The 11,379-nt window shown below is 69.1% G+C and carries 12 protein-coding genes; 9 read left to right on the top strand and 3 right to left on the bottom strand.

The features are described 5' to 3' along the window. Window positions 1-22: 22 nt before the first annotated feature. The gene (locus tag QE449_RS18145; protein ID WP_307109327.1) at window positions 23-661 is read right to left on the bottom strand and encodes a VOC family protein; all 639 of its coding nucleotides are present in this window, start codon (window positions 659-661) and stop codon (window positions 23-25) included. A 111-nt stretch (window positions 662-772) separates the two neighbouring features. On the opposite strand from QE449_RS18145, the gene QE449_RS18140 reads away from it, so the two are divergent. The 6 genes from QE449_RS18140 (at window position 773) to QE449_RS18115 (ending at window position 7,324) form a co-directional block, all read left to right on the top strand. Further along, a complete protein-coding gene (locus tag QE449_RS18140; RefSeq protein ID WP_222628002.1) occupies window positions 773-1,360 on the top strand; it encodes a TetR/AcrR family transcriptional regulator in 588 nt (195 codons plus the stop codon). A gap of 140 nt (window positions 1,361-1,500) precedes the next feature. Then, window positions 1,501-2,025, top strand: a complete 525-nt coding sequence (locus QE449_RS18135; protein ID WP_307109753.1) for a thioesterase family protein — start codon at window positions 1,501-1,503, stop codon at window positions 2,023-2,025. Beyond that, entirely contained in the window at window positions 2,025-3,515 is a 1,491-nt protein-coding gene (locus QE449_RS18130; RefSeq protein ID WP_307109326.1) for an NAD(P)/FAD-dependent oxidoreductase, read from the top strand. Before QE449_RS18135 ends, QE449_RS18130 begins: the two co-directional genes overlap by 1 nt. Continuing rightward, window positions 3,512-5,278 (top strand): alpha/beta fold hydrolase, encoded by a 1,767-nt coding sequence (locus QE449_RS18125; RefSeq protein ID WP_307109325.1) that lies wholly within the window; start codon window positions 3,512-3,514, stop codon window positions 5,276-5,278. The genes QE449_RS18130 and QE449_RS18125 overlap by 4 nt, the downstream gene beginning before the upstream one ends. Beyond that, window positions 5,272-6,105, top strand: coding sequence for an SDR family NAD(P)-dependent oxidoreductase (locus QE449_RS18120; protein ID WP_307109324.1), 834 nt, complete (start codon window positions 5,272-5,274; stop codon window positions 6,103-6,105). Before QE449_RS18125 ends, QE449_RS18120 begins: the two co-directional genes overlap by 7 nt. A 34-nt stretch (window positions 6,106-6,139) precedes the next feature. After that, entirely contained in the window at window positions 6,140-7,324 is a 1,185-nt protein-coding gene (locus tag QE449_RS18115) for a CdaR family transcriptional regulator (RefSeq protein WP_307109323.1), read from the top strand. Here QE449_RS18115 and QE449_RS18110 read toward each other — a convergent pair. Beyond that, on the bottom strand, window positions 7,268-8,134 hold the full coding sequence (locus QE449_RS18110; protein WP_307109322.1) for a short-chain dehydrogenase/reductase: 867 nt from the start codon (window positions 8,132-8,134) through the stop codon (window positions 7,268-7,270). The genes QE449_RS18115 and QE449_RS18110 overlap by 57 nt on opposite strands. Window positions 8,135-8,320: 186 nt before the next feature. Between QE449_RS18110 and QE449_RS18105 the strand changes: the two genes are divergently transcribed. From QE449_RS18105 to QE449_RS18095, 3 genes are all read left to right on the top strand, one after another. Then, window positions 8,321-9,286 carry an acyl-CoA dehydrogenase gene (locus QE449_RS18105; RefSeq protein WP_373428316.1) on the top strand — a complete coding sequence of 322 codons (966 nt, stop codon included), beginning with the start codon at window positions 8,321-8,323 and terminating at the stop codon, window positions 9,284-9,286. A gap of 26 nt (window positions 9,287-9,312) precedes the next feature. Next, complete coding sequence (locus tag QE449_RS18100) at window positions 9,313-10,035, top strand: PIG-L deacetylase family protein (protein WP_307109321.1); 723 nt, start codon at window positions 9,313-9,315, stop codon at window positions 10,033-10,035. Between the two features lie 131 nt (window positions 10,036-10,166). Beyond that, window positions 10,167-10,709: a trans-aconitate 2-methyltransferase gene (locus tag QE449_RS18095; protein WP_222640420.1), complete on the top strand. Its 543-nt coding sequence runs from the start codon at window positions 10,167-10,169 to the stop codon at window positions 10,707-10,709. Here QE449_RS18095 and QE449_RS18090 read toward each other — a convergent pair whose 3' ends face one another. Next, window positions 10,710-11,360: a glycosyltransferase family 2 protein gene (locus QE449_RS18090; RefSeq protein WP_307109320.1), complete on the bottom strand. Its 651-nt coding sequence runs from the start codon at window positions 11,358-11,360 to the stop codon at window positions 10,710-10,712. It lies immediately after the preceding gene. Window positions 11,361-11,379 lie beyond the last annotated feature (19 nt).

Raw genomic sequence — 11,379 nt, 5'->3', positions numbered from 1 at the left:
GATTCGCTTTCTCGAGAAGGGATCACAAGGTACGGAACGAGATGGTCTTCTTGTTCGCCACGACCGGCCGGCCCGGCCTGGTCCCGGCCTCCCGCCGCCGCAGCTCCTTCGGCGACTCGCCGTTGCGCAGTCGGCTCAGCAGGTAGTCGGGATCGATGTTCACGCCGATCGGATTGCGGGCGAACTCGTCGCTGTAGAAGAACGCCGCGGTGTGATCCGGGTCGAAGTTCTCCACCTGGAACTCGAGTCGGATGCCGTCGGGATCCTCGTAGTAGAGGGAGATGGTCGGGCCGTGGTTGATGGACCAGACCGGGCGGATGCCCTGGCGCTTCAACCGCACGTAGTTCTCGAGCAGCCGTTCGAGGGACGTGAAGGTCAGCGCGATGTGGTCGATGCCGTAGACCTTGCGCTTGAGCCTCGCGAGCGGGAAGAGAAGCCGCAGAACCGGGGGCACGGCGATGATCGCCAGGCGGTGCGACTCGTCGTCCCAGGTCAGGAACGTGATCTCGTCGTCCTGATACGCGACCTGCGCCCCGAAGACGGTGCCGTACCACCGCACCATCTCGTCGGTGCGAGTCGATTTCACCACCCAGTGGGCGATGCGATCCGGTCCGTGACTGCCGAGACCGGCCGAGCCGGTGTGGTCACCCGTCGCGTTCATCGTCGCCTCTCGTCGTGGGGAAGTGACCGCGACGCTACGAGCACTTTGACTGTCAGTCAAGAAATTGACTTGTGCTCGAGGTGCAGGGCGGGGTGCACTACCCTCGGTGCCATGTCCGCGAACCCCCCCGACGGCGCGCGTCGTCCGCGACGGGATCGTCGACAGGCACTCATCGATGCGGCCATCGCCCTCATGAGCGAGGGCGGCGACGCGGACATCAGCGCGGCCGCCATCTCCCGGCGGGCCGACGTGGCACACGGGTTGCTGTTCTACTACTTCACCGACAAGCAGGGCCTGGTGGCTGCGGCGCTCGCAGACGTGTTGTCGCGCTTGGTGCATCACCAGAGTCCGAGGGCGGACGAGCAGACTCCGGAGCAACGCCTCGACGGTTTCGTCCGACGGCACATCGAGTTCCTGGAGAACCATCGGACGCTGTACGTCCGCGTCGTCGTCGAGGGCGTGCTGGGCGATCCGGCCGTCGAACGGGCGCTCCGCGAGGCACGTGCGGCAGGCGCGCGTCAGGTGGCGGACATCGTCGGACTGGGGCAGCCCCTGACTCCGGTGATGCAGACGGCGGTCGTCGCCTGGACGGGATTCCTCGACCGGGCGGCCGACGAGTACGTCGAGCGCGACGACCTGTCGCTCGACGACGTCGTGGACCTCGTGGTGAGAGCCTTCGGCGTGGTCACCGGGCACTGACGCCGCGCATCCCTCGTGGCGGTGGGCACGTGCACAACGTATCGTGCGGCGCCGTGTCGCGACAGCCATCGTGCGCGACGCTCCCGAAGGCCACACTCGAGTGATCGATACCGTCGTCCGGCGAGGAGTGGCCCGTGATCATGATGCTGCGCTGGGTCCTCCGCATGCACTCGTTCGGACGGACGGCGCGAGTGGGTGATCCTCTCGAGACACGGTTCCGCGTACTCCCGGCGGATCTCGACATCCTGATGCACATGACCAACGGCCGGTACCTGTCCGTTCTGGACGCGGCCCGCATCGCGTACTACGCGAGAACCGGTCTGTGGCACCAGTTCCGCGTGCGGGGCTGGAGTCCCGTCGTCACGGCGCAGAGCATCACCTACCGACGCTCGCTGACCTTCCCGCGTGCGTATCGCGTGCGGACCCGTCTGATCGGTACCGATGCCAAGAACCTGTACTTCGAGCAGGTCTTCCACATTCGCGACGTCGACCATGCCACCGCGGTGGTGTCCGTCCGACTGACCGATCGGGGCGGCGGGTCGGTGCCGCCGGCGCGGATCCTCGCTCTCGACGGCACGTTCGTGCTGCCCGACCTCATCCCGACAGCAGTCGCGGAATGGTCGGAGTTCGCCCGTCACCACCACGCAGGGAAAGAGGGTCAGTGATGACATCGTCCGGGACCACCACGAGTTCCGACCACCACACGCTGGCGGTCATCGGCTCGGGTTTCGCGGGAGTCGGAGCAGCGATCGGGCTGGCACCGTTGCACCAGGGGAGCGTCGTCATCTTCGAGCGCGCGGCGACGCTCGGCGGGGTGTGGCGCGACAACGACTATCCGGGTGCTGCGTGCGACGTCCAGAGCCTCCTCTATTCGTTCTCGTTCGCTCCCAGCCACCGGTGGCGTCACACCTACGCACGGCAGCCCGAGATCCGCGAGTACCTCGACCGGGTGGCGCGGGACCACGGGTTGCTCCCGCGACTCCGGACGCAGTGCCCGGTCACGTCCCTCACCTGGGACGCGAGCGCGGCGCGATGGACTCTCGAGACGCCGCGCGGGACGTCGACCGCGGATCACGTCGTTCTCGCCACGGGGTCCCTCGCCGACCCCTCTCTCCCCGCCGTCGACGGCATCGAGTCCTTCGCGGGTCCGATGTTCCACTCGTCGCAGTGGGACCACGACACGGATCTGACGGGTATGCGCGTCGCCGTCGTCGGTACCGGTGCCTCCGCGATCCAGTTCGTCCCGAGAATCCAACCGCTGGTGGAGTCCCTGACCCTGTTCCAGCGCACGGCACCGTGGGTGATGCCGCGCGACGACAAGCCCATCTCCGCACGCACGCGGACCCTGCTGAAGTCGGTTCCCGGATACCAGCGTGCTGCGCGCGCGGCCATCTACCTCGAGCGGGAGGTGAAGCTCCTGGCCTTCCGGCACCCTGCGTTGATGGCGATCGGGGAGCGCGAGGGTCGTGCGCACCTCGCACATGCCGTGAGCGATCCTGTTCTGCGGCAGAAACTCACACCGGACTATCGGATGGGCTGCAAGCGGATCCTGTTGTCCGACGAGTACTACCCGGCCCTGGCGCAACCCAACGTGTCCGTCGAGACGGCGGGCGTGGCGACCGTGACTCCCACCGGAGTGATCGACACGAACGGCACCGCGCACGAGGTGGACGCCGTCATCTTCGGCACCGGGTTCGACACCAGTCGACTTCCGCTGACGGACAGTGTCTTCGACGGGTCGGGTCGATCGATGGCGGACACGTGGGGCGACAGTCCGCGGGCCTACCTGGGAACGACCGTCGCGGGATTCCCGAATCTCTATCTGATGCACGGACCGAACATCGCACTCGGCCACACGTCGGTGATCCTGATGTTCGAGTCTCAGATCGCATACATCGAGAAGGCGATGCGTCGTGCGATGACCGCACGCGGTTCCATCGAGCCGACCGCCTGGGCGCAGGCCGAGTACTCGACCGACATCGACGACCTCACCGACGGGACGGTGTGGACGAGCGGTGGGTGCTCGAGTTGGTACCTCGACCCCGCCGGCCGCAACAGCAACCTCTGGCCGGGCAGCATCCTCGGGTATCGACGCCGTGCCGCGCGATTCGACGAGAAGCACCACGCGGTCCACACGAACGCGGTGCCGCGATGAGCGAGCCCGTCGTCCTCCTGCACGGACTCGGCGGGTCGCCTGCGATCTGGAATCGCGTTCGACCGCTGCTCACCGGTACGGTGCTCGCGCCCGAGATCGCGGGTACCGCGTCGATCGAGCAGGACGCCCTCGACATCGCCCGGGCGGTTCGGGCCGCCGGCATCGGTCCCGCTGTCGTGGTGGGGCACTCGCGCGGCGGACTCGTCGCCACGTCCCTGGCGGAGCAGTTCCCGGGCCTCGTGACCCGTCTGGTGCTGGTCGCGACTCCGCCGACCACGGCGAGTCGGCTGACGGCCAGAGGTGTCTCCGAGATGGTTCTCGGTGTGCCGGTCCTCGGCGCCGCGGTGTGGACGATGCTGCCCGAGCGCAGGCTCCGGTCCGGTCTCGCGTCGGCGTTCGCTCCCGGTGGTCCGGTTCCCGAGTTCGCGGTGCGGGACCTCGTCGCGACGGGACTGCGTCGGTTCCGCGCGTCCTCGACGGCGATCGACCACTACGTGACCGAAGCGCCGCTGAGAGAACGACTGTCGAGACTGTCCGTCCCGGTCTCACTGGTGTACGGCCTGAACGACCGACGTGTGGATCCGGCCGCGATGGCCGACAGTGCAGGCGGCCCGCGCACCACCGCGTATCCGCTGCGGCGTGAGGGGCACGGTGCCCCGTGGAGTTCGGCCGGTGCCGTGGCCGCCGTGATTGCCGGCGACGCGCACCCGAGCGAGGCCGTTCGACCCACTTCCACGGTGGCTCCGCGACTACGCCCGGTCCGGTGGACTCCACCGAGCGCGCCGGCCCGAGCACGGCAGGTGACGAGCAGGGAGCCGGTGGCGTCGATCCGGCGTCTCGAACTACCGGGCCGCGGGCCGGAGGACGTCAGGCTGGACTCGCGGGGGCGAGTACTCACCGGCCTGGAGGACGGGCGCATCGTCCGGGTCACCATCGACGACACCGGTCACGGCGTCGAGACTCTCGCGCACACGGGAGGTCGACCGCTCGGCATCACCGTCGTCGACGACGCCACGTTGCTGGTGTGCGATGCCGAACGAGGTGTTCTCCGCGTGGATCTCGGCACCGGGGTGGTCGACGTCCTTCTCGACCGACTCGACGGCGAACCGATCACCTTCGCGTCGAATATCGTCCAGGGGCGGTCGGGAAACATCTACTTCACGGTGTCCACCCGGCGGTTCGGGTTCCACGACTTCCTCGCCGATCTCCTCGAGCACTCCGGCACGGGCCGGCTGGCGGTGGTGTCGCCCGACGGCGCCGCGCGCACGCTCGTCGACGGTGTCCAGTTCGCCAACGGGCTGGCGGTCTCGCACGACGAGGATTCCGTCACCGTGATCTCGACAGGCGACTTCGCCGTACTGCGGTACCCCCTCGTCGACGGTCACGCCGGACCGCCGCATGTCGTCGCCGACAATCTGCCTGCCTTCCCCGACAACGTCTCGGTCGACGGTGACCTTCTGTGGGTGGCCCTGGCGACGCCGCGCAGCACACTGCACGATCGGGTCGCGCAGCTCCCCGGCATCGTCCGGAGGTTCGCGTACCGCCTCCCCGAGTGTGTGCGACAGGGCGAGTCCACGACCTGGGTGATCGCTCTCGACTCCGGCGGCACGGTCGTGCACGACCTGCAGTCGGCATCTCCCGAGTACTCGATGGTGACCAGCGTGGTCCGACACGGCACGCAACTGATTCTCGGAAGCATCACCGAATCCGCGCTGGCGGTCGTCGACCTCCCGCCCACGTCACAGGGGAGAGTCGAATGGTGAGCAGCCTCGACGGCCAGGTCCTCGTCGTCACGGGCGCGGCCGGAGGCATCGGTTCCGCGACGGCGCGGCGGTGCTCGGACCTCGGTGCGATCGTCGTCCTGCTCGACGTGGACCAGGGCGGTCTGACCCGCACCGCGCGGTCGCTGACGGGCCCGTGCGACACCCACGTGCTCGACGTCCGGGACGCCGATGCCTGCCGCCGAGTGATCGACACCGTCGTCGCCGAGCGGGGGCGGGTCGACATCGTGTGGGCCAATGCCGGTGTGTCGGAGTACGGTCCGCTCGACCTTCTGCCCGACGGAGCGTGGAAGCGCATGATCGACATCAACCTGATCGGTGCCCACAACATCGTGCGGGCCGCGCTCCCGGCTGTTCTGGTCTCGCGCGGCCACATCGCCTTCACGTGTTCCTGGGCGTCCTTCGCTCATCAGCCCGGCCACTCGGGCTACGCCGCGGCGAAGGCAGGGCTGGAAGCGTTCGCGAACGCCCTTCGACTGGAACTCAGCGGCACCGGAGTGCGTGTCGGATCCCTGCACCCGGGATGGATCGACACGTCGATGGTCACGGGAAAGATGGCGCAGCCCGCGTTCGCGGCCCTGCTCGCCGCCCTTCCCGGCCCGTTCGGTGCGGTCAGCCCCGTCGACGACATCGTTCCGCACATCGTCCGCGCGCTGGAGCGGCGGTCGTCGCGCATGGTGTACCCGAGAGCCGGCCGCGTCCTCCTCGTCCTCCGTGCCGCGCTCCCGACGGCACCGTTCACTGCGCGGAGTCGAGCAGCAGCTCCGCGGATTCGTGCGCTCGCTGCTCTGGATGTGCGACGCTCGTGAACCGGACAGGCAGGGTGGTGGAAGAGGAGGCGCGATGAGCGACCGGACGGGTACTCCGCGGGAGCGGGAGATCGCCGCGCGCATCGCCTCCCTCGTCACCGACGCCGAGGAGCAACTCGATGCCGTCGCGTCGGACCTGACGTCGTTGTACCGCAGAAGCATTCCGGTGTACGACTCGGTGGCGCACGAGGAGGTACAGCGCAACACGCGCGCCGTCCTGGACATCGTGCTGTGGCGAGTGCGTAGCGATGCACCTGCCGTGAACGAGCGGGACGTCGCCGACCTGGTCCGGCGGTGGGCCGATCAGCGGATCCCCCTCGAACTCGTCGCACACAGCATCCAGCTCGGTGCCCGCGAGCTGTTCAAGATGATCCGGCGCAACGCCGTCGAGCAGCAGTTGTCGACCGATGTCATCGACGACATGCAGGACATGATGTGGGAGTGGGCCACGTCGTACTCGGCCGCCGTGAACACGGTGATGCAGGAACGAGCGGTCACGGGTGCCACCCGGCGTGCGGATCTCATCCGGCAGCTCGTCGACGGGTCGTACGTGCCCGCGTCCGTCGAGCGGGACGCCCGTGAGCACGGTATCGCGCTCGATCACCACTACAGCGTCGCCTGTGTGACCTGGAACGACTCGTCGATCGTGTCGGACATCCGGTCGATGCTGCGACTACGTTGCGGCACCGATGATCTCGGCGTGGTGGACGCGGTCATCGACGGCTGTCTCGTCGCCCTTCTGCCCGTGGTTCCGGACCGCCTCGCGGCCTCGGTGGCGGTCGGTCTGGGCGATGCTCGACCGGCCAGAGACGCGCGCGCGTCGTACGGGCAGGCGCGGCACGCACTCGACCTCGCCACCCGCTTCGCGAGGACTGGGGTGGTCGACCTGGCCGCACTCGGACCGCTTCCTCTCCTCGCGCTGGGGGAGGAGGCCGCGGATCGACTCGCGTCCGCGCATCTGACCACGGTGGCCGAACGCGGCGAGGCGGGTCGCGAGATCCTGGACACCGTCGCGGCGTACCTCGACCACGATCGGCGCGTCGACGACACCGCCGCCGCCCTCTACGTGCATCGCAACACCGTGCGCAACAGGGTGGCGCGTTTCGGTGATCTGACGGGCCTCGACATCGACCGGACAGCCGATCTCGTCCTCGCGTGGTGGCTACTGACGCGTGAGCGCAGCGCGCGCTCGGCTCTCCAGGATCCCCCGCTCCAGTAGTGGAACCGTCTTCCGCATCTTCGGACGGAGAATCGCGTCCCACAGCGAGCCGGTGAATACACCGCGGATCTTGTCGACGCCGCGCAGAGCGCCCGGCACGTACACCTTCCGGCGGCGCCGGACGATGGCGTCGACGAACGCGTCGGCGCAGTCCTCGACGTCGGTGACGACATCGAACGGCCAGGGCAGTTCCTCGATGCTCGACCGCACCGACTCGATGCTGTGCTGCGACTCGAACATCGGAGTCCGGACGAATGCGGGATGCGCGACCCCGACGCCGACGCCCTTGTGTGCCACCTCGAGGCGCAGTCCGCCGCCGAATGCCTCGACACCCGTCTTGGCGGCCGCGTAGGCGGACTGGCCCGGCACGGTCTTCAGGGCGGCCGCGGACGAGACCAACAGATAGAAGCCGCGCTGTGCGGTCACGGCGGGCAACGTGGCGTGCACGGTGCGGATGACGCCGTTCAGATTGATGTCGACGATGCGGGTCAGTGTCTCGACGTCGCTGATGGCGACGGTGCCGGCCTCGGCGATGCCCGCATTGGCCACCACCACGTCGAGGCACCCGTACTCCGAGAGGATCTGTGCAACAGCTGATTCGAGTGACGCGGTGTCCGTGACGTCGGCGGTCACGGCCAGGTGCCGGCCGTGAGCGCTGGTGTCCAGGCTCCCGATCACCGATGCGGGTATGTCGGATCGGTCCACGAGCACCACGTGCGCGCCCTGCGACGCGAGTCGGCGTCCGGTCTCGAGACCGATCCCGGACGCACCGCCGGTGATGAGTACGACCTTGCCTGCCATCGATGCCATGCGCTGTCCTTCACGGGTCGTCGTTCGCGGTCCCCTCAGCGTCGCCCGGCGAGCAGCCCCGCGACAGGTGCGTGACTCCACGTCGGGTCGGCCTGCGCTGTGCAGCCGCACAGCGAGCGATCGACCGGTCTGCGTAGGCCTGACGCCGATCGGGTACCCCGCGGAACGACGACAGGAGCAACTCACGTGAGTACGGACGATCTCGACCTCGGTGTCGCCGCGGCCGTACGGTCCCGCATCGCGTCCGCTGGAGAGATCCCGCTACCGGGGTCCGGTGCGACCAGGCGACGCTGGGATCTGCTGGCCGCGTGGTGCCGCGACGACGCGGTGGTCGGCCGGTTGCTCGAAGCCCACTTCGACGCCGTCGCCATCTGCGCGGAGCTGGGTGGTCCCGCGACCTCGTCCGAGCAGATGTGGGGAGTGTGGGCCGCAGAGACGCCGCCGCCCGTCAACGCGGTCTCCGACGAGCACGGTTCCTGGTCGCTGACCGGCCGGAAGATGTGGTGCTCGGGCGCCCACAGTTGCTCGCACGCGCTGGTGACGGCACGGGCGGGGGAGGACTCCGCCTTGTTCGCCGTGGCGCTGGACAGCGGCACCGTGACCCCTGAACCGAACACGTGGCACGCGACGGGTATGCGCGAGAGCGATTCCGGCGCAGTGTCTCTCGCGGGAACGCCCGCGGTCGCGGTGGGGCAACCGGGTGACTACACCGCGCGTGCCGGATTCTGGCACGGTGCGATCGGGGTGGCCGCCTGCTGGTTCGGGGTGGCACTCGCCGTCGCCGACCCGCTCTACCGCCGGGCCGCTGCGGACCGGGCCGGACCGCATGCGCTCGCGCACCTCGGAGCAGTGGACGCGGCACTGACGGCCTGTGTCAACACCTTCGACGTCGCTGCCGACGAGGTGGACCGAGACCCACTGGCTCTGGACGAGGCGAGAGTCCGCGCCATGCGGGTTCGCGCCATCGTGGAGCGGGCCTGCACCGAAGTTCTCGACCGGGTCGGCCGCGCGCTGGGTGCGGCACCCCTCGGTCTGGACGCGGAGCACTCCCGCCGGGTGGCAGACCTGACGACGTATCTTCGCCAGAGCCACGCCGAGGTCGATCTGGAGAACCTGGGTCGGGCGGTCGCGGCGTCGGGTTCCGCATCGTGAGTGTGGACAGGTTCGCGGAACGCCCGGTGGCACAGCATGGAACGCCCGAGTCCGTGTGGCGCGAGAACGGTCCGACGTACCCCGACCTTGTCCACGACGGGCTGGCGCATCTGGTCCTCGTCGCTCCGCACCCCGATGACGAGGTCCTCGGTCTGGGCGGCTGGGCATCGATGCTGGCCGCGTCCGGTGTTCCGGTGACGATAGTCGCCGTCACTGACGGGGGCGCGTCTCACACCCCCACGCCCGCGCGGTCGCGCGCCGACCTGGAAGCGGTGCGCAGAGCCGAGAGTGCTTCGGCGCTGGTGGATCTCGGTATCGTCGACATCCGTCGGCTGAGCATGCCCGACGGACAGGTGGCCGAGCACGAGCGCGCCCTCGTCGACGCTCTCGTCGACGTGCTCGACACCGTGGGGCGCGGTACGACGGTGTGGTGCGCAACGACGCTGCGCGGCGACGGCCACCCCGATCACGAAGCGGTCGGGCGCGCGTCGGCCGCGGCGGCGAGCCGGAACGGGTGCACGCTCGTCGAGTACCCGGTGTGGATGTGGCACTGGGCAGAACCGGGGGACGAGGCCGTGGACTGGGAGTCGGCCCGCACGATCACGCTCGACGCGGACGCGATCGCGCGCAAGGAGGTAGCGGTGAGCAGATTCGTCAGCCAGACGACTCGGGACGGGAACGAGGACGAGATCCTCCCGCCGTGGGTTCTGGAGCGGCTCCTGCGTTCTCACGAGACGGTGTTCGTGTGAGCGGGCAGGCCGGAGGCCGGTCGGGATCGGGCGGGCAGGCCGGAGGCCGGTCGGAATCGGGCGGGCAGGCCGGAGGCCGGTCGGAATCGGGCGGGCAGGCCGGAGGTGTCCCGGCGAGTTATTTCGAGCGCATGTACGAGGCCGATCCGGACCCGTGGGGGTTCGAGAGCCGGTGGTACGAGCGACGCAAGTACGCCCTCACGATGGCGATGCTTCCGAACGAGCGGTACCGGTCGGCCTTCGAGCCGGGGTGTTCCGTCGGAGTTCTGTCCGAACTCATCGCGGGCCGAGCCGATCGCCTGCTGTCCACGGACATCGCAGAGGCACCGTTGCGTCGCGCGCGGGAGCGTGGGATTCCGAACGTGGAGTTCCGCCGAGAGTCGCTGCACGACGGGTGGCCGGACGAGCAGTTCGATCTCGTCGTGCTGAGCGAGATGTGTTACTACGTCCACCCGACGGAGCTCGACGCTCTGGTGTCGAAGGCGGTCGATGCGGCAGAGCCCGGCGGAACCGTGTGCGTCGCGCACTGGCGCCACGACGTTCCGGAGTACCCGAGCACTGCGGCCGAGGTGCACACCGCGTTCCGCGCGTCTCCGCACCTGCTCCTCCGGGCGGAGTACCGCGACGACGACGTTCTCGTCGACGTCTTCACACGGGGTACCGGCGCACACTGATCAGGCGGTGACGGGAGTCGCCATCTCGTCGAGGAACGTGGCGAAACCACCTGTGGTGCGCGTACTGGTGCGGGCCGACGTGGTCACGCACGGAGCGCCGGTGCGGCGTATGCGGTACCCCCGGCGTCCGAGTCGCGCGACCAGATCGACGTCCTCGTGGACGGCGAGCGCACGGAATCCGCCGACCGCACGGTAGGCGTCGGCGCGCACCGCGAGGTTGGCTCCGTGGACCTGCAGGAGACCGCGTCGTTCACGGTCCGCGTAGTCGCGCCGGAATCGCCGGAGCACGACGGGATCACGCAGGCCCTCGTCGACGCGCACCGGTCCGGGGACGACGTGTGCCTGCGCAGCGCACGCCACGATCGATCGGAAGTGGTCGGGGTCGACCAGCGAATCGGCGTCGGTGTTGACGTACCAGGTGGACGATCCGGCGCTCGACGTCTCGGACCGGAACCCCAGGGCCCGTGCAGCTCCCACGTTCGCGACGTCCGTCGTGACGCACCGGACGCCCCCACCCACCACCTCCGCGGTGCGGTCACTGCAGGCGTCCAGCACCACCACCAGTCGGACGGGGACCGGCGACAGCGTGCGAGCGGTGCGCAGGGCATCGAGGCACGCAGACAGCGACGCGTCCTCGTTGTGGGCGGGCACCACTGCGACGATGCGCTCG

Source organism: Rhodococcus sp. SORGH_AS_0303, assembly GCF_030819335.1.
GTDB lineage: Bacteria > Actinomycetota > Actinomycetes > Mycobacteriales > Mycobacteriaceae > Rhodococcoides.
This window is presented reverse-complemented; position numbering and strand designations above follow the sequence as displayed.